Genomic DNA, 25,601 nt, shown 5'->3' with positions numbered 1-25,601 from the left:
GTCACGGGCGTGGCCTCCCTTGGGGCACTCGCCGACCGACGAAGGTGTCAAACGGCGAAACAGAAACTCGCCATTATAATTATCACACTTACATAACTTTATCAAGGAAAAAGAGATGCTGTTCCCGCCTCGGCAATTCCTGAAATCGTCATGCGGACGGTCCGAATATCTCATCGAAGATGTCGCCGAACCATGCCTCGAACAGGTCGATCTCGGCCTCCGTCACCGGCACGCGCTCGGGCCAGTCGTCGGTCACGGTCCAGGACTCGACGTCATGCTTCGGCGGTCGGCCGATGCGCGGGGCCGGCGTCTCGATGTCGTCCTGCGGGATATAGTCGTAGAGGTCGTCGGGCAAAGCGCCGGACACGATACGGAGCCGGCGTTGCGAGCGATCAGCGCCGCGCCGGGACATGGGGATCGCGTTCCGGGAGATGACCAACCGTAAAGACACTCGCTCCCTCGCCCTGACGCCGCGCAATTCTCCCAGCATCGGCGGATTTAATTTCATGTGAAGACGGTACGGTCCGAAACCTCGATCGGGTTGCGCGATCGGTCACGCGAAAACGGGCGAGCGTCGGCGTCATGATTGCCCACCCGTGCCGGACGGCATAGCCCGCCGCGCCTTCGCAAATCCTCGATCGGTGGCGATGAACCGCTCCAGCATCGGCACGATCAGGCGGACGGGATCGGTCGGCGGATGGTTGTTTTCGCGGCCGAGGACTTCGGCATAGGCGGTGAGATCGCGGTGCAGGTCGGCGGGTAGGTCCACCGTTATCTTCACCGGCTTGGTCTCAGTGATCGGGCCGAGCTTCAGCTTGGTCATGGCGTGGCTCCGTAGGCTTCGAGCACGAGATCTCTCGTAACGACAACCCGGACGGGGAAACCCGGCCTGATGGTCAGCGTCGGGGCGATGTTGAGCTGGCGCTGGACGATCTGCCGTCCGGTCTGACCGATGCTGTCGGAGGCGCCGTCGCGGATGGCGCCGAGCAGATCGCTCTCGTCGCTGGACGATCCGGTGTTGGCGCCGATGCTCAGCAACGTCGAAAGCGCTGCGGCCTTGAACAGTTCGCCCCAATGATAATCGACGCCATCCTCAAGCCCCGCATAGCCTTCTGCGTCTGTGCCCGGCTGGCGCTCCAGAACGATCGAGCGGCCGTCGGGCATGATGAGCCGGTTCCAGACCAGCAGGACGCGGCGCTGCCCGAAGCCGACGCCATTGTCATATTGGCCGATCAACCGCGTGCCCTGCGGCACCAGCAGGATGCGGCCCGTAGGGCTGTCGTAAATATTCTCCGTGACCTGGGCGGTGATCTGGCCGGGCAGATCGGAGCGGATGCCGGTGATGAGCGCGGCCGGAATGACAGCGCCGGCCTGAAGGATGTTCGGCGACGCCGGCGCGGCGACGCGATCCGGCGCGACGGTGCGCCTGTCGGCCGCCTGGTTGAGGAAAGCGAGCTGGCGGTCCTGAGCCGAAGGTGTCGCCGGCTGCGGCGCGAGACCGAGGCTGGTCAGGTCCGGCAGGGGCGCTGTGGCATTGGCGGTCGTGGTCGCCGGTGACGCGACGCTGCGCGTCTCGGTCGAGGCGAACAGTCGGCCGGTCCGCGCCGCTTCGATTTCCTGAAGCCGGCGCTGCTCTTCGGCGCTGAGACCCGGCGTGGGTGTGGCGATGCCCGGCGCGGGGACCGGCTGGCCCCTGTTCTGGGCATCGAGAATCGGCCGCCCGAGATCGCCCGGCAAAGCTGGTCCCAGGACCGGGCCGGTATAGTCGCGCGGCAAAGTATTGAGACCGTCGGCAGTCGCGCGGTTTTCGGTCGAATAGAGTTCAGTGTTTCCGCCGCCGCCATCACGGGTCTGGAGCGCATAGATCAGCGCGCCGCCGATACCGACGCTGGCGACCAGGCCGAGACTGGCCAGAACTTTCCGCGACAAGCGAGTGACGCGGGGTGGCTCGGCACGAAGCCGCATCGGGGCAGCCGGCTCGCCGGTCAGTGGCTTGGCGTCATCGTCAGACGTGTCCGGCGTCGGTCCTGGCTTGGCGCTCTTATCGGGATCGATCTCGCTCACGATGCCGGCCTCCCGTCGGTACGGGTGATGCGGACACGCTTCTGGTTGTCACCCGTACCGAAGCGCAGTTCGGCGGCGGCGAACAGCCGATCGACGATCATATGCCGGCCGCGCACCCGGTAGTTCACCAGCTCGGAGGTGTTGCCCTCGGGACCGACGACGAACAGCGGCGGCATCTCGCCTTGGGCGATGCCGCGCGGGAACTCGATGAACACCTGCCGGCCATCGTCGAACGCGCGCAACGGCCGCCACGGCGCTCGGTCGCCCTCGATCGCATAGCGGAAGTTGACGTTGGCGAGATCGACGCCGCTGGCGATGGGCTGCGCGGCTTCGGCCTGGCTGTTCTGGCGGCGCAGTGCGATGAGCTGGTCCTGCGGATACTGCCAGGACACCGACGCCATATAGGTCCGCTCGGTCGAGCGCAGCTCCATATGGTAAGTGCGCAGGTTGGTGTTGATGATGAGGTTGGTCATCAGATCGGCGCGGGTCGGCTTCACCAGGATATGGACCTGTTGGGTCGCACCGGAGCCGCTGAGCGTGTCGCCGATGATCCAGCGCACGGTGTCGCCGGCGGCCACCGGGCCAGAACCGACGAGGGTTTCGCCGGGCTGAAGCGCGATGTCGGTAATCTGCCCGACGGCGGTATAGACCTGATAGAGCGCGCCGCCGGTGTAGGGATAGACCTGCATGGCGTTGATGAAGCCGTCGCGGACGGGCTGGATGCGGGCGGCAGCGTTGGCTTGATTGACGCGCGCGGCTGGATCGGTCGGCTCCGGCGCACGCCGGGATTCCTCCACCGGCTTCATTTGGCCGGGTAACGGCAAGGGGCGCGGCAACTCGACGACGGTGACGGGCGCTGGCGCATCGACCATCTGCACGGCAGGCGCGGCATCGTCATAGGCGATCTCGGGCGGCTTCTGCGTCGTGGCGCAGCCGGCAAGCATCGTGGCGGACAGCAGCAAAGCCGCCAGCGTGGTTTTACGGAAAGCCGCTTTTCCGGCTCCGCACATGGGCGGCATGGCGTGAATACGGTTCGCCGGATGTCCGGCGGTCAGATGAGACGGCCGGATCATTGTCCAAGCTCCTTCGACCAGTTGATGGCGTTGACGTAGATTCCGAGCGGATTGGCCCGGAGCTTTTCGGCGTCGCGGGGTGGCGCGACGGCGATGGTGAGGATGGCGGTCCAGCGCGCGGTTTCGGCGAGCGAGCCGTCCTGATAGCGGCGCTCCACCCATGCGACGCGGAAGCTGTCGGGCGATGCGCGGATCACACTCGACACCTCGATGGCGATCTGTTGCTTGCCGACCTTGGTGAAGGGGTCGTTGACGCGGGCATAGTCGTTCAGCGCCATCGCCCCGCGATCGGTGGTGAACTCGTAGGCGCGTAGCCAGTTCTGCCGCACGATGATGGCGTCGGCCGGGATCGAGCGGACCTGCTCGATGAAGCGCGCGAGGTGCCAGGCGATCTGCGGATCGGTCGGACGATAGTCGGCTTGCGCCGGCGCGACGGCCTGTGCTGCCCCAAGCTTGTCGACCTGCACCACCCACGGCACGATCGAGCCGTTGGCGGATTGCCAGACCAGCGCGCTGGACAGTCCGGCCGACAGGATCAGCGATCCGAAGGCCATCAGCCGCCAATTCCTGGCTTGTACGCGGGCGGAGCCAATACGGTCGTCCCAGACCTGGGCGGCGCGTTGATACGGTGTCTCGGGTTGCGGCGTCTTGCCGTAATGGGTGGCGGGTCGCTTGAACATCAGCGGTCGCTTTCGGAGAGGTTGACGGAAGAGCCGCCGCCATGGCTGTCGCCGGATTTGACGGCATGGGCGGCGGCCTGAATGCCGTGCGAGGCTTGCTGGCCGCGCTTCATGCGCTTGGCCCAGGCAGGCAGGCCGTTGCTGGCAGCGGACGGCGAAGAATCAGACGGCGCGTCAGCGCCCTCGGCGGATGCAGTCTCGCCAGCGACGGACCGTTCGCCCGCCTGGAAGCTGTCCTTCATCGACGCGGCGGCGCGCTTGAACGGGTTGGCGATGGCGGCTCCCGCCTTGGATGCGCCGCTGCTGGCGACGCCCGATGCACCACCTGCGCGATAGGCGGCGGTGGCGCCGCCCGCGAGCGTGGCCCCGCCTCGGGCCGCAGCGGCTGCGCCTCCCGCGAGAGCAGCCCCACCGGACGCGACGGCGCCGATCGCAGCCCCTCCGGCGGCGACCATACCGCCAGCGGCAAGGCCGGTGCCGATCGCCGCACCCGCGCCAAGCTGGGGACCGCCGGAGACGAGGCCGTTGGCAATTCCGGGGCCGAAGATGCCGAGGCCCAGCAGCGAAAGCGCGGCGAGTACGATCGCCATGGCGTCGTCGATCGTCGGCGCTGTCCCGCCGAACCCTGCGGTGAACTGGCTGAACAGCGTGGAGCCGATGCCGATGATGACGGCGAGCACCAGCACCTTGATGCCGCTCGAAATGACGTTGCCCAGCACCCGTTCGGCCATGAAGGCGGACTTGCCGAACAGGCCGAAGGGGATCAGCACGAAGCCTGCCAGCGTCGTCAGCTTGAACTCGATCAAGGTGACGAAGAGCTGGATGGCGAGGATGAAGAAGGCCAGCAGCACCAGCGCCCAGGCGAACAGCAGGCAGGCGATCTGGATGAAATTCTCGAAGAACGAGATCCAACCCATCAGGCCGGAGATCGATTCGAGCAGCGGCCGCCCCGCGTCGAGACCGACCTGCGCCACCTTGCCGGGCCGCAGGAGATCGGCGGTCGTGAACCCGGTGCCGCTCGCCTTCAGGCCAAGGCCGGCAAAGCTCTCGAAGACGATGCGGGCAAGGTTATTCCAGTTGCCGATGATGTAGGCGAACACCCCGACGAACAGCGTCTTCTTGATGAGCCGTCCGATGATGTCGTCGTCGCCGCCCATCGACCAGAACAGCGCCGCCAGCGTCACGTCGATGACGATCAGCGTCGTGGCGATGAAGGCGACCTCGCCCGACAGCAGGCCGAAGCCACTGTCGATGTAGCGGGTGAAGACGGCCAGGAACTGGTCGATGACGCCGGTGCCGCCCATACTATCGTTCCTCGGTCGTATTCGGCTCGGCCGGCGCGGTCTGCTTCATGACGGGATCGTCGGTCGTGGTGACAGCCGGCGCGGATTGCGGGGTCGTGGGTCGCGGCGACCTGTCGAGACCAAGGAAGCGGTCGCGGCTCTCGGCCCAGACGCGCAGACATTCGGCGTCACGCGCGCCGGCCTCACCGAGACGCTGGCACCGGCGCTGCCCCTCGCGCAACGGATCGGTCGCGGCCGACGCAACCACGGCCGCAGCCGGATTGGCCGGCGTGTCGTCCTCGCGGGTCATCTCGATCGCGGTCGCGGTGATGGCAACGCCAGCGAAGATGGCGGCAGCGATGCGGGCGAACGTCTTGCCTTCCATGGCGTGTCCCCCGGTCAGTTGCTGCCGTTGTTGAACATCTGCGCGTTGCCGGGCTGGTAGCCCGTGCCCGGCGTCAGGAAACGGCGGCGCTGCTCGCGGCCCTGTTCGGCCGCCGCCGCGCGTTCGGCCTCGGTCAGCGCTTGTGCCCGGCCGTTGGCGGCGACGACAGCGGTCAGATCGGCGAGCTGCTGGGCCTGAAGCGCGAGAAGCTGGTTGCCGGCCTGCGTCGCCTGAAGCGCGCCGGTCGCGGACTGGCTCGATCCGACCAGCGCCGACATCTGGGTGCTGTTGGTGTCGATATTGCCGACGACGGTGGCCTGCACGCGCATGGCGTCCTGCAAACCGGCGACGGAGTTCTGCCAGCGCGTCTTGGCGTCGGCGATCAGGGTGGCGCTGCTCGCCGAGGTCGAGGCCGTGCCGTAGGTCGTCTGGAAGGCCCGATCGATATTCTGGACGTCGTAGGCGATGTTCTGCGCTTGCGTGAGAAGCGCCTGCGTCTTGGCGATCGACTGCTGAAGCTGGCTGAGGGACGAGTACGGCAGGCTTGCCAGATTGCGGGCCTGATTGATCAGCATCGTCGCTTCGTTCTGAAGCTGGGTGATCTGCTGATTGACCTGTTGGAGCGTGCGCGCCGCCGTGAGGACGTTCTGCGCGTAGTTGGTCGGATCGTAGACGATCCACTGCGCGGCGGCCGGCGTGGTGACGATCGGTGACAGCGCCAGCGGCATGGACAGGATGGATGTGGCGACAAACGCCGCGCGGGAACGGCCACGGACACGAGGAAGCGTCATGATGCGATCTCCATATTGGTGAGGTTGGGGATGAGGTCGGCGGCCCAGGCGACGCCGCGATGGCGAAGCCAGGCGGCGAGGAAGCCGTCGCGGCCATGCTTGGCGACGATGCGGGCGATCTCGGTCTGGTCGGTTTTCGACGAGACGGCGCAGAGCGCCAATGCCACGTCGGACAGGCCCAGCTCGAACAGCCGGTTGCCGCGCCGCGACTGGCAGTAATAGTCGCGCTTCGGCGTGGCCCGCGCGAGGATCTCGATCTGGCGGTCGTTGAGGCCGAACCGCCGATAGATGGCGGTAATCTGCGGCTCGATCGCGCGTTCGTTCGGGAGCAGGAGCCGGGTCTGGCAGCTTTCGATGATCGCGGGCGCAATGGCGCTGCCATCGATGTCGGACAGCGACTGCGTGGCGAAGATGACGCTGGCGTTCTTCTTGCGCAGCGTCTTCAGCCACTCGCGGAGCTGGCCGGAAAATCCCTCGTCGTCGAGGGCGAGCCAGCCTTCGTCGATGATGATAAGCGTCGGCGATCCGTCGAGCCGGTCGCCGATGCGGTGAAACAGATAGGCCAGCACGGCGGGCGCGGCCTCGGTGCCGATGAGTCCTTCGGTCTCGAAGGCCTGAACGGTTGCGGAGCCGAGATATTCGGCCTCGGCATCGAGGAGACGGCCATGGGCGCCGCCGACGCAATAGGGTCGCAACGCCTGCTTCAGGTCGTTCGACTGGAGCAGAACCGTGAGGCCGGTGATCGTGCGCTCGGCCACGGGTGCGGACGCCAACGAAGTCAACGCGGTCCAGATGTATTCCTTGACCTCGGGGGTGATGGCGACGCCTTCGCGCGTCAGGATCGCCACGATCCAGTCGGCTGCCCAGGCCCGTTCGGGGACATCATGAATGCGCGCGAGCGGCTGGAGCGACACGCTCTCGTCGCTGCCGTCCGACAGTCCGCCGCCAAGGTCGTGCCAGTCGCCGCCCATGGCGAGCGCGGCGGCGCGAATACTGCCGCCGAAGTCGAAGGCGAAGACCTGCGCTTTCGGGTAGCGCCTGAACTGAAGCGCCATCAGCGCCAGCAGCACGGACTTGCCGGCGCCGGTCGGGCCGACGATGAGCGTATGGCCGACATCGCCGACATGAAGGGATAACCGGAACGGGGTCGAGCCTTCGGTCTTGCCGAAGAGCAGTGGGGGCGCTGCAAAATGCTCGTCCCGTTCCGGACCAGCCCACACCGCCGAAAGCGGGATCATGTGGGCGAGGTTCAAGGTGCTGATGGGCGGTTGCCGGACGTTGGCGTAGACGTGGCCCGGCAAACTGCCGAGCCAGGCGTCGGCTGCGTTGATCGTCTCGGCCATCGCCGTGAAGTCGCGGCCCTGGACGATTTTTTCCGTCAGTCGCAGCTTCTCGTCGGCGAGACGCGGATCATCGTCCCAGACGGTAACGGTCGCGGTGACATAGGCGATACCGGCATAGTCCGCGCCGAGTTCCTGCAGGGCCATGTCGGCGTCGGCCGCCTTGTTAGCGGCGTCGGTGTCGACCAGGGCGGAGGCCTCATTGGTCATCACCTCCTTGAGGATGGCGGCGATCGACTTGCGCTTGGCGAACCATTGCCGCCGGATCTTGGTCAGCAGCCTGGTGGCGTCGGTCTTGTCGAGCAGGATGGCGCGGGTGGACCAGCGATACGGGAACGCCAAGCGATTCAACTCGTCGAGCAGACCCGGCGTGGTCGCGGTCGGGAAACCGACGACAGTCAGCACGCGCAGATGCGTCGAACCCAAGCGCGGCTCCAGCCCGCCGGTGAGCGGCTGGTCGGCGACGAGCGCATCGAGATACATCGGCGTCTCGGGCACACGAACGCGGTGCCGATTGGTGGAGACGGTCGAGTGCAGATAGGTCAGCGTCTGGGCATCATCGAGCCAGACGCACTCCGGCATGAAGCCGTCCACCAGTTGCAGCACGCGGTCGGTGCGATCGACGAAGACGGTGAGCATCTCGCGGCCATCGACGCCCGACCGCTCGCGGCCCTCGTAAAGCCAGGCCTCGGCCCGTGCCGCGTCCTCGGCCGGCGGCAGGTAGGTGAAGGTCAGAAAGTAGCTGGATTCGTAGTGCGAGCCGGCCTCCTCGAAGTCCGCCTTGCGCTCGGCATCGACCAGCGCCGAAGCGGTGTCGGGAAAACGGCTGGCGGGATAGGACGCAGCCTCATGGCGCTGGGCCTCGACGAAGATCGCCCACCCCGATCCCAGGCGGCGGAAGGCATTGTTGAGCCGCCCAGCGACCGCGACCAGTTCGGCGGGCACGGCACTGTCGAGGTCGGGACCACGGAAGCTCGCCGTGCGCTGGAAGCTGCCGTCCTTGTTGAGGACGACACCGGAGCCAACCAGCGCCACCCAGGGCAGGAAGTCGGCGAGACGGGTGGCGGTGCGGCGATACTCTGCGAGGTTCATCATGGGACCAGTCTCCTCAAACGCCGAGATGGCCGGGGATGCGCAGATGGCGGCGCACCACATCGACGAACATCGGATCGCGCTTCGCCGCCCAGACGGCGGCGAGATGGCCGATCGCCCAGATGACGAGGCCGACCAGCCAGAGGCGCAGGCCCAGGCCGAGTGCGGCCGCCAGCGTGCCGTTGAGGATGGCGAGGCCACGCGGCGCGCCGCCGAGCAGGATATGCTCGGTCAGCGCCCGGTGGACCGGCACCGTGTAGCCCGGCACTTCGGCCTGCTCGGCGACGCTCGCCATCAGACCAACGCCCCGCCGCCGAAGGAGAAGAACGACAGGAAGAACGAACTGGCCGCGAAGGCGATCGACAGGCCAAAGACGATCTGGATCAGTCGGCGAAAGCCGCCCGACGTGTCGCCGAAGGCCAGCGCCAGACCGGTCGAGATGATGACGATCACCGCGATGATCTTGGCGACCGGACCTTCGATCGACTGGAGGATGGATTGCAGCGGCGCTTCCCACGGCATCGACGAACCGGAGGCATAGGCGGCGGGCGCCAGCATGAGGCTGAGGGAAACGGTGGCAGCGGCCATCGCCATGTGGCGGCAGCCGCGTGAAAGCGTGCGGATCATCGGATATCTCCTGTGGGTTCAAGGTTGAGGACGGGCTGGATGTCGCCGCCGTCGGTGACGGCAGGCACGACGCGGTAATCGCCGTCGGGGCCGAGACCCTCGACGCGAGCGAGTTCGACGAGGCGGCGCTGCGCGCCGCGCCCGGCGAGCACGGCGACGAGATCGATGGTCTCGGCGATCAGGGCGCGCGGCACGGTGACGACGGCTTCCTGGATGAGCTGTTCGAGGCGGCGGATCGCGCCGATGGCGCTGCCGGCATGAATGGTGCCGATGCCACCGGGATGGCCGGTGCCCCAGGCCTTCAGGAGATCGAGCGCCTCTGGGCCGCGCACCTCACCGATCGGGATGCGGTCGGGCCGTAGGCGCAGCGATGAGCGGACAAGATCGGACAGCGAGGCGACGCCATCCTTGGTGCGCATCGCGACGAGGTTGGGCGCGGCGCATTGCAGCTCGCGCGTATCCTCGATGATGACGACGCGATCGGTGGTGTTCGCCACCTCGGCCAGGAGCGCATTGGTTAGCGTGGTTTTGCCGGTCGAGGTGCCGCCGGCGACCAGGATGTTGGCGCGCGCCGTGACGGCCGAGCGCAGCGCCTCTGCCTGGCCCGGCGTCATGATCCCGGCCGCGACATAATCTGCGAGGGTGAAGACGGCGACGGCGGGCTTGCGGATGGCGAAGGCCGGAGCGGCAACGACGGGCGGCAACAGTCCCTCGAACCGCTCACCGGTCTCGGGCAGTTCGGCCGAGACACGCGGCGCACCGGCATGGACCTCGGCCCCGACGTGATGCGCCACCAGGCGCACGATGCGTTCGCCATCGGCCGGAGCGAGCCGCTCGCCGGTATCGGACAGTCCTTCCGACAGCCGGTCGATCCACAACCGCCCGTCCGGGTTGAGCATCACCTCGACGACGGCGGGGTCTTCCAGAAAGCGCGCGATAGCGGGGCCGAGCGCGGTGCGCAGCATCCGCGCGCCTCGCGTCAAACTCTCCGAATTCTGCTGCGATCCCGCCATTCCATCCCCGATCTCGCCGGGGACGACACAGACGCTTCCCCGACGGGGATGATTAAAAGAGCCGGAAGTTTGGCTGATTCAACACGTATCTGACGCCGTGCGGGGATCGGCGGCAAACGGCGGTAAATAGGAGGGTCGGAATATTACCGGTGTCACCTCGACTTTATCGGCCCGAACATTCCACTCTCTATTAGAGCGAGATATATTTTCTTGATAGCGAGCGCCGTGTCTTGCCCGACAAATAGCGAAGACCTGTTGCCGTGAGGATCGCCTAACAAATATGGGCGCATGGTGTCCCAAGTCTCTGCTCGCTGAGACCATGTCCACACCGGGACTTCTTGCTCCAGCATCAATGGTACTGCCAAGGCTTTCGGAATAAGGAGATCCGCATCAAGAGGCTGGGACCACTCGCAACGGACTAGTATGGGCTTCGTCCCTTGATTGTAGAGAGGAGCATCCAACTCCTCAGCCTCAATGCTTGCACAATGGGCTGTCCGGATTTTCTGAGCGGATTCGATAACGGCACTGCCATTATGGTATGGGCAGGTAATGAAGCCGTGCGCGAAGTATATCGTGTGATCTAAGCCACGATAGCCACAGTTCTCTCCCGGAAACCTCGCAGGATCATGGCCGTCATGCTGAGCTACCAGTGGATGCCAAGACGGATATGCCTCCACCACAGGCCCACAAGATTCAAGTACCTCACGCAGGACCGTTTCGGCCCGAACACGTTCGGCCGGACTGGCGTTGCGTGGGATCAAATAGGTCTTGGCCCGTTCGAACCCTCTCAATGCGGCCTCATCTGCCCTGAATGCCATGATAACGCCTCCTGATTACGATTCCTTGCGTAATAATCTGATACGACGCATAAAATGTCAATATCATGCGTAATCTTGAAAAGACACGCGGAACTCTGGCTTGGTTTCGTGGTCCGACTCAGTTTGAGCCACCCTCTTTCATCGACTCTGATAAGGAAGTCTCGGGCACGTCCCGCGACAACTCCTTCAGGAACCGATCACCTGTCGCCAGCCTGCGTCCGAGCGATTGCAGGAAGCCGTCGAACCGCTCCGCGCCTTTCGCCCGCGCGGATGCCTGGGCGCTGTCGGGCAGCGGCGGGGTCACGGTCAGCCAGAAGCGGATGAACAGCGACAGCGTCTCGCCGAGGATGGCGAGATCCTCGTCCAGTCCTTCGACCTGCCGGCCGAGCTTGTCCATGCGGCGGGCGAACACCGCCTCCAGCCGCTCGGAGGCGTCGGCTGACAGGAAGGACGCGACGGCGGCTTCGATCACCGCCGACTTGGAGACGTTGCGGCGGAGCGCCAGCGCCTCGACCTTCTTCAACAGGTCCGGCTCGAAATAGACATTCATGCGGGCCTTGGTCTGCATGGCGGCGGCTCCTTACAGTTCTATGCCGTCGGCCGGGTCCATGGTCGCCTGACGTGCAACGGACGTGACCTGCTGGCGGATGGTGCGGGCTTTGGCGGCGTCCACGTCCGGTTCGTCGTCGAGCACATCGAACTCGCCCGCCACCGGACGTTCGTCGGGGACGATCTCCTCATGCTCGGGCAGTTCCGGTTCGCGGCGGATGCCGGCATTGGCGGGATCGGTCGCGGCCGCGTCAGCGATCGGGGGGGCTGATGGCGCGGCAGGCGTCGGGATCGTCAGTGCCGACCAGTCGTCGCCTGATGGCGCTTTCGGCGCCTTGGCCGCGGCGGACAGGTCTGGCGGTGGCAGCAACCGCTCCTTGAAGCGGGCGTCCTCATAATAGCGCGCCTTCCTCGCCCGGATCGGCGGCACGCCCGCGACCAGCAGCAGTTCGTCGGTCGGCGGAAGCTGCATCACCTCGCCGGGGGTGAGCAGCGGACGGGCCGTTTCCTGCCGCGACACCATGAGATGGCCGAGCCAGGGCGACAGCCTGTGGCCGGCATAGTTGGTGGAATCGCGCATCTCCGTCGCGGTGCCGAGCGAGTCCGACACCCGCTTGGCGGTGCGCTCGTCATTGGTGGCGAAGGCGACGCGGACATGGCAATTGTCGAGCACCGAATTGTTCGCGCCATAGGCCTTCTCGATCTGGTTCAGCGACTGCGCGATCAGAAAACTCTTGATGCCGTAGCCGGCCATGAAGGCCAGCGCGGACTCGAAGAAGTCGAGCCGCCCCAGCGCCGGAAACTCGTCCAGCATCAGCAGCAGGCGATGGCGGTTGGCGGCGTTCAATTCCTCGGTCAGCCGCCGTCCGACCTGATTGAGGATCAGGCGGATCAGCGGCTTGGTGCGGGCGATGTCGGACGGCGGCACGACGAGGTAGAGGCTGACCGGCCGCTTGCCCGCTACGAGATCGGCGATGCGCCAGTCACAACGCGCCGTCACCTTCGCCACCACGGGATCGCGGTAGAGACCGAGGAAAGACATAGCGGTTGAAAGTACGCCCGAACGCTCGTTGTCGGATTTGTTGAGCAGCTCGCGCGCCGACGACGCGATGACGGGATGGACACCGGCTTCGCCCAGATGCGGCGTGGACATCATCGCGCGCAGCGTCGCCTCCATCGGCCGCTTCGGATCGGAGAGGAAGTTGGCGACGCCCGCCAACGTTTTGTCCGGCTCGGCGTAAAGGACGTGCAGGATCACGCCGACCAGCAGCGAATGGCTGGTCTTTTCCCAATGGTTCCGCTTGTCGAGCGCGCCTTCGGGATCGACCAGGATGTCGGCGATGTTCTGAACGTCGCGCACCTCCCAATCGCCGCGCCGCACCTCCAGCAGCGGATTGTAGGCCGACGACTTCGCGTCGGTCGGATCGAAGAGCAGGACGCGGCCATGCCCGGCGCGGAAACCCGCCGTCAGACCCCAGTTCTCGCCCTTGATGTCGTGAACGATGACGCTGCCCGGCCAGGTCAGCAGCGTCGGCACGACGAGGCCGACGCCCTTGCCGGAACGGGTCGGCGCGAAGCACAGCACATGCTCCGGGCCGTCATGGCGGAGATAATCGCGCTCCAGCCTGCCGAGCACCACCCCATCCGGGCCGAGCAGTCCGGCCGCCTTCACCTCCTCGGGCGAGGCCCAGCGCGCCGACCCGTAGGTGGCGACATTCTTCGCCTCACGCGCGCGCCAGACCGACAGGGTAATGGCGACGACGATGGAGAGGAACCCGCCCGACGCGGCGATGATCGCCCCTTCGATGAAGATCGTCGGCGCATAGGCGTCGTAGGCGTACCACCACCAGAAGAAGGTCGGCGGATAATAGACTGGCCAGCCCCCCAACTCGAACCATGGCGTCCCGAGTTGCCCCTGAAAGCCGAGCCGCCACGCCGTCCACTCGGTCGCACCCCAGATCGTCGCCAGCACGATGGCGACGACGATGGTGATCTGGCCCCAGAGGACACGGCTTCCCGACATGCGAGGCTCCAATCGGCAAAAGAGACGGAGCCGATCAGAGAATAGGCGGTTTCGCGATAGGCAACAGGAAAGAACAGCGAGCGTGCTGCCGGATACCATGGCGTAGAAATCGGACGGGTCAGTGCCGCGCGTTGCGGGCTTCCTCGACGGCCTGTTCGAGTATCTTCCGGTAGCCGATCTTCGTCATCCACTGGGCGCGGGCGAGATGGCTTTCCCAGCACGTCCGCGTCCGGCCTTGCTCTGCAAGCGGATCGCGATGCAGTACGATCCGCGCCACCTCCGTCCAGTCCGCACCGGCGGTCTCGGCATCCAGCAAGCGCAGATAGGTGACGAAATGCGCCTCGTCATAGATGGTCACATCCGGCTCCATGGGAGCGAGGTCATCGACGTCGGGATCGAGTTCGGGTTTGACGCGCATCTGCGGCCTCCTTCCGGCACCGCGGCTCGGGAAAATGATTACCTCATTTTTGCTTCTCGTGTGAGACGGTCGCGTCCGGCGATACAGTTCCGCCAAGCATCGTTTCGTCGCCAATAGTCGAAGCGATCCGGTGAATATCACATCGCACGACGAATCGGAATGATCGTTCCTGGAACGATCATTCCTATTCAGGCTCCGCTCTCGTCATGGATCTCAAGGAGGTCATGGCGATCAATCTGCGTCGGATACGTCATGACAAGCAACTGACGCAGGAGGAGTTGGCTGATCGAGCTGGCCTGAGCGCGCGCTATATCGGGGCTATCGAGCGCGCCGATGTGTCGGCCAGCGTCACCGTCCTCGGTCAGATCGCGGAAGCGCTGGGCGTCAAACCGGCTGAGCTTGTGACGACATCAGGCTGAGCGGCCCATCTCGGCGGCAAGATCGAGCAAATTCTTCAGCGCCTGGCTGCGGTTGTGCGGCGACCACACGGCGCTGAACCGGGCCTGTTCCGTCTCGTCGGCGACAGTACGGAACACAACGCCAGGAAACGGCACATGCGTCGCTGCTTCGGTGGTGAGCGTGGCCCCCTCGCCATCAGCAACCATGTGCATCAGCGTGTCGCGGCCGACATCGCACCGGCGGACGTTCGGAAACCGGTGCAACTCGGCGAGTCTGCGGACGATATGGTCCTGCACCTGCGGACCAGCGCCGCCCCGTCGAACAAGAAAAGTCTCCGACGCCAGATCAAGCCATCCAAAGTTTCCGGCCGTTGCCAATGGATGACGGACAGGCACAACGATGACAAATGGTTCGCTCCAGATCACGCGGGAATGGCAGTCGGGTGCATCGACGGCTCCCATGACAAAGGCGATGTCGAGCGCGCCTTCCCGAACCCGTCGGATCGTATCGGCGGATCGCCCTTCGGCGATAACGACTTCGACGTTCGGGTAATCTTCCCGATACCGACGCCGGAGATCGGCCAGGAAGCCAGCCGCGATAGACGAATGTAGCCCGACGGAGAGACGCCCGACCGTGCCGGACGAAATGGCCCCAGCCGTTATGATGGCGTGATCGAGATGCTCGATGCCTGCTGCGACTTCCGCGATAAAGCTGCGACCAGCGTCGGTTAATCGAACTCCTCGATGCCGCCTCTCGAATAGCAGGATGCCAAGGTCCTCTTCCAATGCCTTGATCCGGGTGCTGACACTAGACTGGCTGACGCCGAGCCTGTTGGCAGCATGGCGGAAGTTGAGATATTCCGCGACGGCAACGGCTTGCTTCAGGGCAACAAGCGGTATTCTCCCCGCACTGCGGCCCGGAGCATCCTCATCATCGCTTGTCCTGTTTCTCGCTGTACGTCTCATCGTCACCTATTGGTCAAAGCTGCGTTTTAGCGATGCCGCCGCCTCGCGAAGCGCGAAGTCCGCATCATCAATCTTGCCCTGCATCAGCGTGAAATCGTGGATTTGCCCCGGCCAGCGCTTCATGCTGACGGGCACGCCCGCGCGTTTGAGTGATCGCGCATAATTCTCGCCCTCGTCGCGCAAGACATCGAACTCCGCCGTGAAAATGGTCGCGGGTGCGAGGCCAGAGAGATCACGCGCCAGCAACGGCGTAATCCGGGGATCGAGATCATCGGTCCCCACCGGCAAATACTGCTTCCAGAACCAGCGCATCATCCGCGCCGTCAGGAAGTAGCCATCGCCGAACAGATGGTGAGACGAATGCGCCATGCGCCTGTCCGTTACGGGAAACAGCAGAAGTTGATGCCGCAGGTCGTGGCCTTCCTGTCTGGCGCGCTGGGCGAGGACGGCGGCAAAATTGCCGCCCGAACTGTTACCCGCCACGGCAATCCGCGAAGGATCGCCGCCGATCGCGTGACCATGGGTCGCGATCCAGCGCAAGGCAGCCCAGCAATCCTCCAATCCTGCCGGAAAAGGCGCTTCTGGTGCGCGCCGATAATCGACGGACACCACGAGGCTTCCGGCATCTTCCGCGAGGGCGCGGCAGATACCGTCCGTCGTGTCGAGATCGCCAATGACGAAACCGCCACCGTGAACGAACAGTGTCATTGGAAACGGTCCGAGGCCTTTCGGCTGATAGACCCTCAGCCCTAGCGGACCCGATGGTAGGTCGATCGACCGATCCTCCACGGCCTTCAACCCGGTGGAGACGATCGCTGGTTTGGGAATGGCGAAGAGACGCCTCAAATCCTCGGCGGAGATCGTATTGTAGTCGATCGTTGACGCGTTTGCGTTGTAGGCGTCGAGGAAAGCCTTGGCTTGCGGTTGCAGCGCCATCTCAGTGTCCTCCCTGCAGGGGCGCTGGCGTAGTCCCCACCCCGCGCGCCGGGGCCTTCATCGACGGCAGCGCGATCTGCCAGAGAAGCGCGACGATGGAGACAAGCGCGACAACCGCCCCGAGCGGGGCCAGCGCGGTCAGCCCCATAGCGGGGATAATGGCCCCGCCGATGCCCGAGCCGACCACCACCCCGGCATTGAAGGCGGCGATGTTCATGCCGGAGGCTACGTCCATCGCCTGTGGCTGGTGGCGCTGTGCCAGCATCAAGATGCGCGACTGAAGCGGGGGGATCGCGCCATAGGTAGTGAGGCCGAGCAACGCCACCAGCCCGATCATGGCGAGCGATGCATGGAAGGCGAAGGAGATCAGGCCGAGCGAGACGACGACGCCGATGAGCAGGATCAGTGAAGCCCGGTCCATGCCCTGGCTGTCCGTCAGTTTACCGCCCAGCACATTGCCCAGCGCTGCGCCGAGGCCATAGGCGAGCAAGGTCAGGCTCGCGGTCTCGACGCTGACCTGGGTTATGTCGAGCAGGATCGGAGAGACGTAGGTATAGAGCGCGAACGAGCCGGTATAGGACAGCATTGGAATGCTGGCACCGGCCAGAAGCCGCCGGTCGAACAATACGCCGAGATCGCGCCAGCCCGCGCCTTTCGTCGCCGCCTCTCCGGCGTTCGCCGACATCAGCGTGGCAATCCCGAGACTGCCGATAAGGCCGCATCCGGCGATGACCAGGAAGATCAACTGCCAGTGCAAGATGGTTCCGAGCCAGGTGCCGATGGGTACGCCGAGTGACATCGCGACAGTCACGCCGCCGAACACCAGTGCGAGGGCTGCGCCCGCACGCTCCGGCGCGACAAGGCGTGTCGCCACGCTCGATGCAACCGCGAAGAAAACTCCGTGAGCCAGACCCGAGAGCAGCCGGGCGAACAGCAGTGGCATAAGGCTTTCAGACAGACCGGCGATCAGGTTCCCGGCGCTGAAGATCAGCATGGCGATGAGGATCAGCCGCTTGCGCGATAGACCCGAGGCCAGCGCGGTCAGCACCGGCGCGCCGATGACGACGCCGGCGGCATAGGTCGTGACCGTCAGTCCGATACGGGTGACGTCTACCTGAAGGTCGCTCGCCATGGCCGAGACGAGGCCGATGGTGATGAACTCGGTGAATCCGACGGCAAAGGCGCATAGCGAGAAGATGTAGATGACGGGAGGCATGGTCCGACCTTTCCAATGAGGCCCGCGTCTCCTTTGGCGAGCGTCTGGAACAGGCGGGCATGGGCTCTTGGTCGGCAGTTTGCCCATAGCGCAATTGGGCGGAAAGGTGCATAATAGGAGAACACTTATGGCGATATGGATTAAATGATTCCGCGCAATCTCGATGATCTGATGGTGTTCGTTCGTGTCGTCGACTGCGGCAGCTTCTCGGCTGCGGCGCGATCGATGGATCTCGCGCCAACGACGGTCAGCAAACAGATTGCGCGGTTGGAAAAGCAGTTCGGTACGAGCCTGTTTCAGCGAAACACCCGCCGGCTGAAGATCACCGATGAAGGGCACGCCATCGCCGAACGCGCCCGTGGCGCTATCGCGCTGCTGGAAGAGGCGTCCGAGATTGCGAGAGCCGGTTCCGCCGACCTTTCTGGCACGATCCGCATCACCGCACCCGTGCCCTTCGGAGGCCGCTATGTCGCCGCTGCGACGGCGGAGTTTCGCAAGCTCCATCCCAAGGTGGGGTTCGAGTTGCATCTGACCGATAGGATCGTCGATCTCTATGCGGGCGAGATCGATGTCGCGATCCGGGTTGGAAAGCTCTCCGACTCCCGCCTGATTGCCCGCCATCTTGCCGACAATCGCCGCATTCTGGTCGCCGCGCCAGACTATCTCGCTCGACGGGGTATGCCGGAGCACCCGCAAGATCTCACCGGGCACACTTGCCTGCTCATCGCCTATCCGGGGCTGCGAAACATCTGGACGCTGCACAACGGTGGGACGACGGCGGAAATGGCGGTGTCGAGCGACCTTGCGACGGACAGCGGCATCACCTTGCGGACATGGTGTGTGGCAGGGCTTGGCATTTCCCTGCGAGAGCTTTGGGACGTCTCGGACGAATTGAAAGCGGGACGGCTGGTCCACATCCTTCCCGGCTGGGTGGAAGAAGCGAGTCCGATCAGCTTCGTCCGTGCCAAACGCGAGCCTGTGCCAAAGCGGATCAGCGTCTTTGGAGATTTCCTCGCCCAGCTCTGGCGCGAGCCCCCTTGGGAGCACTAAGCGGCTCGCGCGCCGGGGAAATATAGGCGCAATCCCGCTTCGGCCCCGGCTGCCTCGAAAATCACAGACCAGCATAAATCGCCTGGGTGAGTTCTGCCGGGAATCGACCACCGGGTGACTGCCCCTCCAAGCCCGAATTCGTGAAGGCGACGACCGTAAGCTTGTTCGTCCGATCGACGGACCAAGAGTGCCCGTAGGCACCGCCGAGACGCCATGTGCCGGGCGCCTCCGGAAAGCCCGCCGCCACCGGATCGCGCAGAATGGTGAAGCCGAGACCAAATCCGCGACCGGGCCAAGGCATCAGTTCCATGCCGATGGCGTGGTCCACAGCCATCTCGTCCACCAACGGTGCTGGCAGTAGCGGCGCGCCGCCGTTTCGCAGGGTTTCGAGGAGATGCAGCAGATCGCCAGCCGTGCCGATCATGCCGGCCCCGCCTGAAGGAAAGGCGTTCGCGTCAAAAGCCCGTGTGAGCGAGAGGCGTAGGCCTTCGACTCCCTCCCACAGCGGCACGATCTCCAGATCGTTCATGCGGCGTAAGCCGGATGGATCGCTTGTATAGGCAGCGGCAAGGCGATCGGCATCTGTCAACGCGAAGTCGCTATCGAAAAGACCGAGCGGCCCGGTGACGAGACTGCGTATCGCTTTGTCCAGCGGCAGGCCGGTTGCACGCTCAATCACAGCGCCGAGCACGTCGGTCGCCAGCGAATAACTCCAGGACGTGCCGGGCGTGAAGAGCAGTGGCACCGTCCCGATACGGCGGACATTTTCGTCGAGCGTGATGTCCGACGCATCCATGCCGTCTGAGACACCCGCCCGATGGTAGGGACCGTCCGTCGGCTCCAGGAAGCCGTAGCCGAGACCGGCCGTGTGGCTCAGGAGCTGTCGAACGGTGATGTCAGGCATCGTGCCGTCTGGCGCTGGTGGCCTGAAATCCGGGAGCCAGGTCGCCACCGGAGCATCGAGCGCCAGCTTGCCTTGATGCATGAGCACCATGGCTGCCACGGAAACATAGACCTTCGAGACAGATGACAGGCGAAACAGCGTGTCGATCCGCATCGGCCGTTCCGCCTCGCGATCGGCAAGCCCTGCGGCGCGGGTGAAAATTGTCTCACCATCGCGGGCGATGAGCACCACGGCCCCTGCGATACGCTGTTCGGCAATCGCCGTCTCAATGACTGCATCGACCCGCGCAAAGAGTGCGGAGTTATCTGGAAGACGCTCTGGGGACGATGGGTTGGCGGTGAACTGCGGCATAAGGGCCTCCTGAATGGATGTTTGATGTGTTGGATTAGGATCGGCGCGCGGCAGGGAAGCCGTTGGTGTGCGAAGCCCAGGCGACGATGAGCGTCGCCAGCAGCAGCACGACCAGCGCGATCGGAAACGCGCGGACCCCGAAGCTTTCGAGCAGCAGGCCGCCGACGATTCCCCCGCCCGCGATGGCCGTGTTCCAGACCGTGACAAGCATGGACTGCGCGACATCGGCGGCTTCGCCTGCCGTTTTCGCCAAGGCCGTCTGAAAGAGAGTAGCGGCTCCCCCGAAGGCGAGACCCCAAGCTCCAACCGCGCCATAGATCACGGCGGGAGCATCGTTCCAGATCCCCATCGCACTTGCCGAAAGGCCAAACAGGAACGTGCTGACAAGGGTCAGTTCCCTCAGCCTGTGGTCGATCAGGACGCCGACGATCCAGATGCCAACGAGCGAGGTCACGCCGAAGACCAGCAGAACGAGATCCGTCCGTTCGCTCATGCCGGCTTGGCCGAGAAACGGCGCGATATAGGTGTAGAGGATGTTGTGGGCGAGCACGAAGGCGAGCGTGACGAACAGAACCGGGCGGATGCCGGGAATGGTGAAGACAGCAGCGAGTTGCTGCCTTTTGTCCGCCGCCTGGCCGAGATAGTCCGGCACCTTGACGAGCACCCAGACGATCAGGATCAGCGTCAACACGCTCATGATGCCGAAGCAGGCGCGCCAACCGATGGCCGCGCCCAGGAACGTGCCGGCGGGCACGCCGAGCGACAGCGCCAGTGGCGTGCCGACCATGGCGACTGCAATCGCGCGTCCCTTCAGATGCTCCGGCACCATGCGCGCGGCATAGCCGGCGAGCAGCGCCCAGAGCAGACCCGCCGAAACGCCCGCAAAAAAGCGAGCCACCATTGTCAGCGTGTAGCTGCCGGACACAGCCGTCACGGTGTTGGCGACCGCAAATCCGGCGATAGCGGCAAGCAGCAGCGGGCGTCGCCGCATCTCTTGCGTGGCAGCCGTCAGGGGAATGGCGGCGACCAGCGAGCCGATGGCGTAAATGGTGACGAGTTGCCCCACCAAGGCTTCGGAGACAGAGAGGCCTTCGCTGATCTGCGGCAGAAGACCGGCCGGCAGAGCCTCGGTCAGGATGGTGATGAACCCGGCCATGGCGAGCGCCAGCAGTCCGACCATTGGAAGCCGCGCCGGTTGGCCTTCGTCCTCGTGCGTTTCGTCAATCGTCTTCGCTTCGGTGCTGATCGTCATCGGTCTGCCTGCTCTGGAGATGCGGCAGACAGGCGCGCGCCAAGGTCGGCGACAGCGCCGGTCCCCGGCTAAAGCTTTGGCAGGCATAATAAATCGATTGGATATCGATGATAACACAGCTACAATTCACAACACACAGGACAATATTGTCCGTAATAGCGGTGTGATGGATGGACAGTCTCGGTTCGCTCAACGCCTTCGTTCAAGCGGCGGACGCCCGCAGCTTTACGCTCGCCGGACGACAGTTGGGCGTGTCCCCATCGGCGATCGGGAAGGCGATCGCTCGGCTGGAAGAACGGCTGAACGTGCGGCTGTTCCATCGCTCCACGCGCACGATCACGCTGACGCCGGAGGGCACGCTGTTTCTCGAACGCTGTCGCCGCATCTTCTGCGAGGTCGAGGCGGCCGAACTGGAGCTGTCGCAGACCCAGGGTGCGCCGCGGGGCAAACTGAGGGTCAGCCTGCCGCTCGTCGGTATGCTGATGATGCCGACGCTAACCGCCTTCATGCGCACCTGGCCGGAGATCGAACTGGACCTCGATTTCACCGACCGGCTTGTCGATGTCATCGACGAAGGGTTCGACGCCGTGGTGCGAACCGGCGAGGTCAGCGATTCACGGCTGATGATGCGGGTGCTGGGCGCCTACCATCACCAGATCGTCGCAGCGCCGGACTATCTGGACCGGCGCGGCACGCCCCAGGCGCCCGACGATCTCCTGTCGCACGCCTGCCTTCATCACCGCTATCCGACCACCGGCAAGCTCGAACGCTGGCCGCTGAAGCGCGGCCGCAAGGATCTGGACATCGCGCTTCCCCAGTCCGCCATCGCGAACAATATCGAGCCGCTGATCCATATGGCCGAACAGGGCATCGGCATCGCTTGTCTCCCGGATTTTGCCGTGCGCCAACAGATTGAAGAAGGTCGGCTGGTGGTTGTCCTGACCGATCACGTCCAGAATGCGGGCGCCTTTCGAATTCTCTGGCCGTCCAGCCGTCAGCTCTCACCCAAACTGCGGGTCTTTGTGGACTTCATGGCGGAGAACCTGTTCGCTGAGCGGCCCGTCGTTCCCATAAGTTGACCCGCGAAGGACAGGCTGAAACTCCTCGCGGTTTACAATCCCAATCCCTGCTGCCGCCCCATCTGCCACGACACCGACCCATCCTGCACGATGCCCGTCACCTCTTTGCCGAGTTGCCGGTCAATCACCGGCCGCCACGGGACGAGCGTGAACTCGTGGCTCTTCTCGACGATGGCGAACTTGCCGCTGGTGAGATTGACGGTCCCGGTGAAGGTGCCGCTGACGGACTCTCCGTCGCCGGCCGCGCGGAACGGCGTCGGCTTCGTCGCCGCCAGCTCCGCACCGGCGCGGGCGACCTCGCGCGCCTCCAGCGTCGATAGAAGGTCGCGGCGGTAAAGGACGCGGCCGTTTTGCTGGCGCGCGGCATCGCCCTGTTCGATCAGACGCTCGCGTCGGCGGTCCATGGCCTGACTGACCTCCTGCCCGAACCCCGCCGGTGCGATGTCGGACGGTCCGCGCCCGACCAGCTTCCGGTCGAGCCAGGTCGCGCCATCCGCCGTGATCTGCTTTTCCAGATCGAAGGTCGAGAGGACGCGGATGTTGAACTGGCGGCCACGGCCTGCATCATGGGCGGCAGCGCGGGACTCGAAATCCTGTGGGATGCGCCACCGATCGGCGTCGATCCGTTCGACGATCCCGTCGCGGCGCAGCGCCTCCAGCCGCCGCACATGAGCATCGACGAAGCCCTCATAGTCCCCACCCGGCACACGGCCATCGAAGCGCGCCTGCTCCAGATGGCGGCTCGGCCGGTAGATGCCGTCCTCGGCCATGCCGGCGATGGCGCGGTCGGCCGGGCGCGGCCCGGCGTCGGTCGCGCCGATCTCGATGACGCTGCCGATGCGGGCGTCGGCCACCTTCGCCTGATCGACGCCGGAGACGTAATGCGTGCGGCCGTCGATACCGTCGATCACCAGCGTCAGGTTCTCGCCCAGCTCGTCAGAGAGATGCTTGTCCACCACCCGGCCGACGATCGGCGTCGCGGGTGCTGCGTCGTGAATCTGGAAGCTCATCGGATCGCGGTCATGGCCCCCGGCGCGCATCGCCTTCTGCATGGTGCGGACGATGTCGCCGCGCTCGCCCATCTCGCGCAAAGTCGGCTCCAGCCGGTCGCTCAGTTCCCAGACGCCGGGTGACGGTTCGGTGGCGAGGCCCATCTTCTCCAGCTTGCCGAGACGGCGGATGCGAAGCGTCCGGTCCTCCTGGCCACGCAGATCGTCGGGCGCATGGCGCAGGTCGAGCCGTCCATCCTCGGCGACCTCATTCAGCATCGCCCGGTCGATGCGGGTGAAGCGGTCCTGATCGATCTCGGCCGTCAGCTTGCGGCGCTGTTCAATCTCGGTGACGGGGCCGAGTTCCAGCGTCGCCAGTTCGCTCGCCCGTTCGCGGATACCATTGGCGAGATAGTCGCCGTTGATGACCAGATCCTCGCCGAGATCGTCGCGGCCGTTGACGATGACATGGACATGCGGATGGCCGGTGTTGAAGTGGTTGACTGCCACCCAATCGAGCTTCGTGCCGAGATCGGCTTCGAGCTGGCGCATCAGGTCGCGGGTATGGCCGGTCAGGTCTTCGATCTCGGCGCCGTCTTCCGGCGAGACGATGAAGCGGAACTGGTGACGGTCGTCCTTGCCGCGATCGAGGAAGGCGTCGCCGTCGGCGCGGTCCTCATTCGCCGAATAGAGCCGGCCGCGCTCGCCGTCGCGCGAGGTTCCGTCGCGCTGGATGTAGCGCAGATGGGCGGCGGCCTTGCCGCTCTTGCCGGCAGCGCGGACGGAACGCGATTTGACGATGACACGGCGGCTACCGGGCTGGCGATGGCTCCAGCCGTTCGACAGGTTGCGCGAACGGACGAAGGCCGCGCCACGCCCGCGCTTGACGCCCCGGCCGGAGGCGACCGCACCATTGCGGCTCGGCTTGCCGGATACTCCAGCGTTGCCGCGAGAGACCCGACCGGAGGCCGCGCCCTGCTGGCGGGCGATCTTCCGGACCTTGGTGAGGAAGCTCTTCGCGTGGCCGACCTTCGCCGCATCGGAGCGGACGCGGCCGGGCTTCGGACGGAAGCGGTTGTCGTCGTCGGCGCTCATCGACGGCAAACCTCCCGAAACCGTCGGTTTTGGGCGAGAGTGCCGCCGAAAACGCAGCGGATGCTGGGTTTGCGGCAACCGGCGGCACCATGCTGGCCTAACGGCGGTGCCGTCTCAAACAGTGTGCAGACAAGGGCTTGGCCCCCGGATCGGACCCATGGGGTGCCGTCCGCTTTAATCTTGCCCTCCCGCCTTCCTACCCCTTCTGCCCGTCCTGACCCTGATCCAGCCTGATCCGATCCATACACGCTGCACACTGGAAAGGACTGCCGGGCACACCCAACCGCCATGCTCATCGTGGCCCTCCCGTTTCCGCTCGGGCCACGAACAAGCCGCCTGACTGCGGCGCGATCGCCAAGACATCGCGCACGGGCGTTGCAGCCGGTGTGTCATTCGACTGCACAGAATCGGCGGACGATGTGCGCTCGGCCTGCGCGACGAACAGCGGTGCGCGGGTCCATGACAGCGGATCGGCCCCCGCGACTTCGACCAGCGCGGTGACCGCGCCGCCGCCGATCAGCGGCGCGAGCGTGGCGACATAAGCGCGGGTCTCGGCGGGCAACGGACGGCCCGCGAGATGCTCTTCGTAGCGACCGGGACCGGCATTGTAGGCGGCGAGAAACCCCGGTGATCCGTAGCGGTCATGCAGCTCGCGCAGATACGCCGCGCCCGCCAGAATGTTGTCGCGCGGATCGTAGGGATCGCTGCCGAGCCGATGGCGAGCGCGCAAATCGGCCCAGGTCGCCGGCATGATCTGCATCAGGCCCATCGCACCTTTCGGCGAGATCGCCCGCACGTCATTGGCGCTTTCGACGCGCATGACGGCCCTGATCCACGCCGCCGGAATGCCGAACCGCTGCGCCGCCTCGGCGATATCAGCGGCATAGGGATCGGCCTGAATCTGATGCTGGACCGGCTCGGATTGCGCGCGAGAGGGCAGCGGCATCGCAACGGCGAGCACAGAGGAAAGTAGAAGGACCGCCAATCGGACGGACGTTCTGTCTCCGCTTCGACGCCAGTCTGCCAGCGTGCTCGCTGCGGTCAAGGGTGTGCGCGACGCGCCGATCTTCGATCGCCCTGGACCTTCGCTGCGCGCGCTGGCCGACGGATCGTCGAGCGGGACGAAGGGATGAGACGGCCTGTTCGCGAACAAAGGGATGGGGCTTTGACGAGAAATCAGGCGCGCAATTCTGAAGAGATAGCGCATGA

The 25,601-nt window shown here is 65.1% G+C and carries 24 protein-coding genes and 1 pseudogene; 3 read left to right on the top strand and 22 right to left on the bottom strand.

Translation table 11 applies throughout. The features are described from left to right. Positions 1-148 precede the first annotated feature (148 nt). The 15 genes and pseudogenes from AC1PZ7_RS07680 to AC1PZ7_RS07610 form a co-directional block, all read right to left on the bottom strand. A complete protein-coding gene (locus tag AC1PZ7_RS07680; protein ID WP_482358889.1) occupies positions 149-367 on the bottom strand; it encodes a hypothetical protein in 219 nt (72 codons plus the stop codon). Between the two features lie 213 nt (positions 368-580). Beyond that, positions 581-823 (bottom strand): DUF2274 domain-containing protein, encoded by a 243-nt coding sequence (locus AC1PZ7_RS07675; RefSeq protein ID WP_482358888.1) that lies wholly within the window; start codon positions 821-823, stop codon positions 581-583. After that, a complete protein-coding gene (locus AC1PZ7_RS07670; RefSeq protein WP_482358887.1) occupies positions 820-2,064 on the bottom strand; it encodes a TraB/TrbI/VirB10 family type IV secretion system protein in 1,245 nt (414 codons plus the stop codon). Before AC1PZ7_RS07670 ends, AC1PZ7_RS07675 begins: the two co-directional genes overlap by 4 nt. Then, a complete protein-coding gene (trbG, locus tag AC1PZ7_RS07665) occupies positions 2,061-3,137 on the bottom strand; it encodes a P-type conjugative transfer protein TrbG (protein ID WP_482358886.1) in 1,077 nt (358 codons plus the stop codon). Before trbG ends, AC1PZ7_RS07670 begins: the two co-directional genes overlap by 4 nt. Continuing rightward, the gene (gene trbF / locus AC1PZ7_RS07660; protein WP_482358885.1) at positions 3,134-3,817 is read right to left on the bottom strand and encodes a conjugal transfer protein TrbF; all 684 of its coding nucleotides are present in this window, start codon (positions 3,815-3,817) and stop codon (positions 3,134-3,136) included. The genes trbG and trbF overlap by 4 nt, the downstream gene beginning before the upstream one ends. Next, positions 3,817-5,121 carry a P-type conjugative transfer protein TrbL gene (gene trbL, locus AC1PZ7_RS07655; protein WP_482358884.1) on the bottom strand — a complete coding sequence of 435 codons (1,305 nt, stop codon included), beginning with the start codon at positions 5,119-5,121 and terminating at the stop codon, positions 3,817-3,819. Before trbL ends, trbF begins: the two co-directional genes overlap by 1 nt. Before the next feature lie 88 nt (positions 5,122-5,209). Continuing rightward, positions 5,210-5,485: pseudogene (trbK-alt, locus tag AC1PZ7_RS07650) on the bottom strand (putative entry exclusion protein TrbK-alt); the annotation flags it as partial. A 14-nt stretch (positions 5,486-5,499) separates the two neighbouring features. Then, positions 5,500-6,276, bottom strand: a complete 777-nt coding sequence (trbJ, locus tag AC1PZ7_RS07645; protein WP_482358883.1) for a P-type conjugative transfer protein TrbJ — start codon at positions 6,274-6,276, stop codon at positions 5,500-5,502. Further along, positions 6,273-8,711 (bottom strand): conjugal transfer protein TrbE, encoded by a 2,439-nt coding sequence (trbE, locus tag AC1PZ7_RS07640; RefSeq protein ID WP_482358882.1) that lies wholly within the window; start codon positions 8,709-8,711, stop codon positions 6,273-6,275. Before trbE ends, trbJ begins: the two co-directional genes overlap by 4 nt. Before the next feature lie 13 nt (positions 8,712-8,724). Continuing rightward, positions 8,725-9,003 carry a VirB3 family type IV secretion system protein gene (locus tag AC1PZ7_RS07635; RefSeq protein ID WP_482358881.1) on the bottom strand — a complete coding sequence of 93 codons (279 nt, stop codon included), beginning with the start codon at positions 9,001-9,003 and terminating at the stop codon, positions 8,725-8,727. Continuing rightward, positions 9,003-9,335: a TrbC/VirB2 family type IV secretion system protein gene (locus AC1PZ7_RS07630; RefSeq protein WP_018390147.1), complete on the bottom strand. Its 333-nt coding sequence runs from the start codon at positions 9,333-9,335 to the stop codon at positions 9,003-9,005. The genes AC1PZ7_RS07635 and AC1PZ7_RS07630 overlap by 1 nt, the downstream gene beginning before the upstream one ends. Further along, positions 9,332-10,348, bottom strand: a complete 1,017-nt coding sequence (gene trbB, locus AC1PZ7_RS07625) for a P-type conjugative transfer ATPase TrbB (RefSeq protein ID WP_482358880.1) — start codon at positions 10,346-10,348, stop codon at positions 9,332-9,334. The genes AC1PZ7_RS07630 and trbB overlap by 4 nt, the downstream gene beginning before the upstream one ends. 936 nt (positions 10,349-11,284) lie before the next feature. Continuing rightward, positions 11,285-11,734 carry a ribbon-helix-helix domain-containing protein gene (locus tag AC1PZ7_RS07620; protein ID WP_482358879.1) on the bottom strand — a complete coding sequence of 150 codons (450 nt, stop codon included), beginning with the start codon at positions 11,732-11,734 and terminating at the stop codon, positions 11,285-11,287. 12 nt (positions 11,735-11,746) lie between these two features. Next, complete coding sequence (locus tag AC1PZ7_RS07615; protein WP_482358878.1) at positions 11,747-13,738, bottom strand: conjugal transfer protein TraG; 1,992 nt, start codon at positions 13,736-13,738, stop codon at positions 11,747-11,749. A gap of 118 nt (positions 13,739-13,856) precedes the next feature. Continuing rightward, positions 13,857-14,156: a DNA -binding domain-containing protein gene (locus AC1PZ7_RS07610; protein ID WP_482358877.1), complete on the bottom strand. Its 300-nt coding sequence runs from the start codon at positions 14,154-14,156 to the stop codon at positions 13,857-13,859. A 206-nt stretch (positions 14,157-14,362) separates the two neighbouring features. Between AC1PZ7_RS07610 and AC1PZ7_RS07605 the strand changes: the two genes are divergently transcribed. Then, entirely contained in the window at positions 14,363-14,575 is a 213-nt protein-coding gene (locus tag AC1PZ7_RS07605; protein WP_482358876.1) for a helix-turn-helix domain-containing protein, read from the top strand. Here AC1PZ7_RS07605 and AC1PZ7_RS07600 read toward each other — a convergent pair. The 3 genes from AC1PZ7_RS07600 to AC1PZ7_RS07590 are packed head-to-tail and all read right to left on the bottom strand — an operon-like array spanning position 14,567 to position 17,672. Continuing rightward, a complete protein-coding gene (locus AC1PZ7_RS07600; protein ID WP_482358875.1) occupies positions 14,567-15,520 on the bottom strand; it encodes a LysR family transcriptional regulator in 954 nt (317 codons plus the stop codon). The genes AC1PZ7_RS07605 and AC1PZ7_RS07600 overlap by 9 nt on opposite strands. Positions 15,521-15,526: 6 nt before the next feature. After that, positions 15,527-16,456: an alpha/beta hydrolase gene (locus AC1PZ7_RS07595; protein ID WP_482358874.1), complete on the bottom strand. Its 930-nt coding sequence runs from the start codon at positions 16,454-16,456 to the stop codon at positions 15,527-15,529. Position 16,457: 1 nt separating this feature from the next. Further along, positions 16,458-17,672 (bottom strand): MFS transporter, encoded by a 1,215-nt coding sequence (locus AC1PZ7_RS07590; protein WP_482358873.1) that lies wholly within the window; start codon positions 17,670-17,672, stop codon positions 16,458-16,460. Between the two features lie 144 nt (positions 17,673-17,816). Here AC1PZ7_RS07590 and AC1PZ7_RS07585 point away from each other — a divergent pair, with 144 nt between their 5' ends. Continuing rightward, complete coding sequence (locus AC1PZ7_RS07585) at positions 17,817-18,722, top strand: LysR family transcriptional regulator (protein ID WP_482358872.1); 906 nt, start codon at positions 17,817-17,819, stop codon at positions 18,720-18,722. 61 nt (positions 18,723-18,783) lie between these two features. Here the strand turns inward: AC1PZ7_RS07585 and AC1PZ7_RS07580 are convergent, their stop codons facing one another. Further along, a complete protein-coding gene (locus AC1PZ7_RS07580) occupies positions 18,784-19,977 on the bottom strand; it encodes a serine hydrolase domain-containing protein (RefSeq protein ID WP_482358871.1) in 1,194 nt (397 codons plus the stop codon). Between the two features lie 34 nt (positions 19,978-20,011). After that, positions 20,012-21,229 (bottom strand): MFS transporter, encoded by a 1,218-nt coding sequence (locus tag AC1PZ7_RS07575; RefSeq protein WP_482358870.1) that lies wholly within the window; start codon positions 21,227-21,229, stop codon positions 20,012-20,014. Positions 21,230-21,399: 170 nt separating this feature from the next. Between AC1PZ7_RS07575 and AC1PZ7_RS07570 the strand changes: the two genes are divergently transcribed. Continuing rightward, entirely contained in the window at positions 21,400-22,308 is a 909-nt protein-coding gene (locus AC1PZ7_RS07570; protein ID WP_482358869.1) for a LysR family transcriptional regulator, read from the top strand. A gap of 32 nt (positions 22,309-22,340) precedes the next feature. On the opposite strand, the gene AC1PZ7_RS07565 is transcribed toward AC1PZ7_RS07570, so the two are convergent. Together AC1PZ7_RS07565 and AC1PZ7_RS07560 are read right to left on the bottom strand one after the other, a co-directional pair. After that, positions 22,341-23,576, bottom strand: coding sequence for a DUF3363 domain-containing protein (locus AC1PZ7_RS07565; protein ID WP_482359594.1), 1,236 nt, complete (start codon positions 23,574-23,576; stop codon positions 22,341-22,343). Between the two features lie 1,108 nt (positions 23,577-24,684). Next, positions 24,685-25,599: a lytic transglycosylase domain-containing protein gene (locus tag AC1PZ7_RS07560; protein WP_482358868.1), complete on the bottom strand. Its 915-nt coding sequence runs from the start codon at positions 25,597-25,599 to the stop codon at positions 24,685-24,687. Between the last annotated feature and the right edge of the window lie 2 nt (positions 25,600-25,601).

The organism is Ancylobacter sp. TW_SC_1 (genome assembly GCF_056836805.1).
This window is presented reverse-complemented; position numbering and strand designations above follow the sequence as displayed.

What these genes read in the sequence shown, in the direction of transcription:
- AC1PZ7_RS07615 (WP_482358878.1), bottom strand. Translation starts at nt 13,738, where the DNA reads ATGTCGGGAAGCCGTGTCCTCTGGGGCCAGATCACCATCGTCGTCGCC.
- AC1PZ7_RS07630 (WP_018390147.1), bottom strand. Translation starts at nt 9,335, where the DNA reads ATGATCCGCACGCTTTCACGCGGCTGCCGCCACATGGCGATGGCCGCT.
- AC1PZ7_RS07560 (WP_482358868.1), bottom strand. Translation starts at nt 25,599, where the DNA reads ATGCGCTATCTCTTCAGAATTGCGCGCCTGATTTCTCGTCAAAGCCCC.
- AC1PZ7_RS07570 (WP_482358869.1), top strand. Translation starts at nt 21,400, where the DNA reads ATGGACAGTCTCGGTTCGCTCAACGCCTTCGTTCAAGCGGCGGACGCC.
- AC1PZ7_RS07575 (WP_482358870.1), bottom strand. Translation starts at nt 21,229, where the DNA reads ATGACGATCAGCACCGAAGCGAAGACGATTGACGAAACGCACGAGGAC.
- AC1PZ7_RS07605 (WP_482358876.1), top strand. Translation starts at nt 14,363, where the DNA reads ATGGATCTCAAGGAGGTCATGGCGATCAATCTGCGTCGGATACGTCAT.
- AC1PZ7_RS07675 (WP_482358888.1), bottom strand. Translation starts at nt 823, where the DNA reads ATGACCAAGCTGAAGCTCGGCCCGATCACTGAGACCAAGCCGGTGAAG.
- AC1PZ7_RS07620 (WP_482358879.1), bottom strand. Translation starts at nt 11,734, where the DNA reads ATGCAGACCAAGGCCCGCATGAATGTCTATTTCGAGCCGGACCTGTTG.
- trbL (WP_482358884.1), bottom strand. Translation starts at nt 5,121, where the DNA reads ATGGGCGGCACCGGCGTCATCGACCAGTTCCTGGCCGTCTTCACCCGC.
- AC1PZ7_RS07610 (WP_482358877.1), bottom strand. Translation starts at nt 14,156, where the DNA reads ATGCGCGTCAAACCCGAACTCGATCCCGACGTCGATGACCTCGCTCCC.
- AC1PZ7_RS07585 (WP_482358872.1), top strand. Translation starts at nt 17,817, where the DNA reads ATGATTCCGCGCAATCTCGATGATCTGATGGTGTTCGTTCGTGTCGTC.
- trbJ (WP_482358883.1), bottom strand. Translation starts at nt 6,276, where the DNA reads ATGACGCTTCCTCGTGTCCGTGGCCGTTCCCGCGCGGCGTTTGTCGCC.
- AC1PZ7_RS07565 (WP_482359594.1), bottom strand. Translation starts at nt 23,576, where the DNA reads ATGCTGAATGAGGTCGCCGAGGATGGACGGCTCGACCTGCGCCATGCG.
- AC1PZ7_RS07580 (WP_482358871.1), bottom strand. Translation starts at nt 19,977, where the DNA reads ATGCCGCAGTTCACCGCCAACCCATCGTCCCCAGAGCGTCTTCCAGAT.
- AC1PZ7_RS07595 (WP_482358874.1), bottom strand. Translation starts at nt 16,456, where the DNA reads ATGGCGCTGCAACCGCAAGCCAAGGCTTTCCTCGACGCCTACAACGCA.
- AC1PZ7_RS07590 (WP_482358873.1), bottom strand. Translation starts at nt 17,672, where the DNA reads ATGCCTCCCGTCATCTACATCTTCTCGCTATGCGCCTTTGCCGTCGGA.
- AC1PZ7_RS07600 (WP_482358875.1), bottom strand. Translation starts at nt 15,520, where the DNA reads ATGAGACGTACAGCGAGAAACAGGACAAGCGATGATGAGGATGCTCCG.
- trbB (WP_482358880.1), bottom strand. Translation starts at nt 10,348, where the DNA reads ATGGCGGGATCGCAGCAGAATTCGGAGAGTTTGACGCGAGGCGCGCGG.
- trbF (WP_482358885.1), bottom strand. Translation starts at nt 3,817, where the DNA reads ATGTTCAAGCGACCCGCCACCCATTACGGCAAGACGCCGCAACCCGAG.
- trbG (WP_482358886.1), bottom strand. Translation starts at nt 3,137, where the DNA reads ATGATCCGGCCGTCTCATCTGACCGCCGGACATCCGGCGAACCGTATT.
- AC1PZ7_RS07635 (WP_482358881.1), bottom strand. Translation starts at nt 9,003, where the DNA reads ATGGCGAGCGTCGCCGAGCAGGCCGAAGTGCCGGGCTACACGGTGCCG.
- trbE (WP_482358882.1), bottom strand. Translation starts at nt 8,711, where the DNA reads ATGATGAACCTCGCAGAGTATCGCCGCACCGCCACCCGTCTCGCCGAC.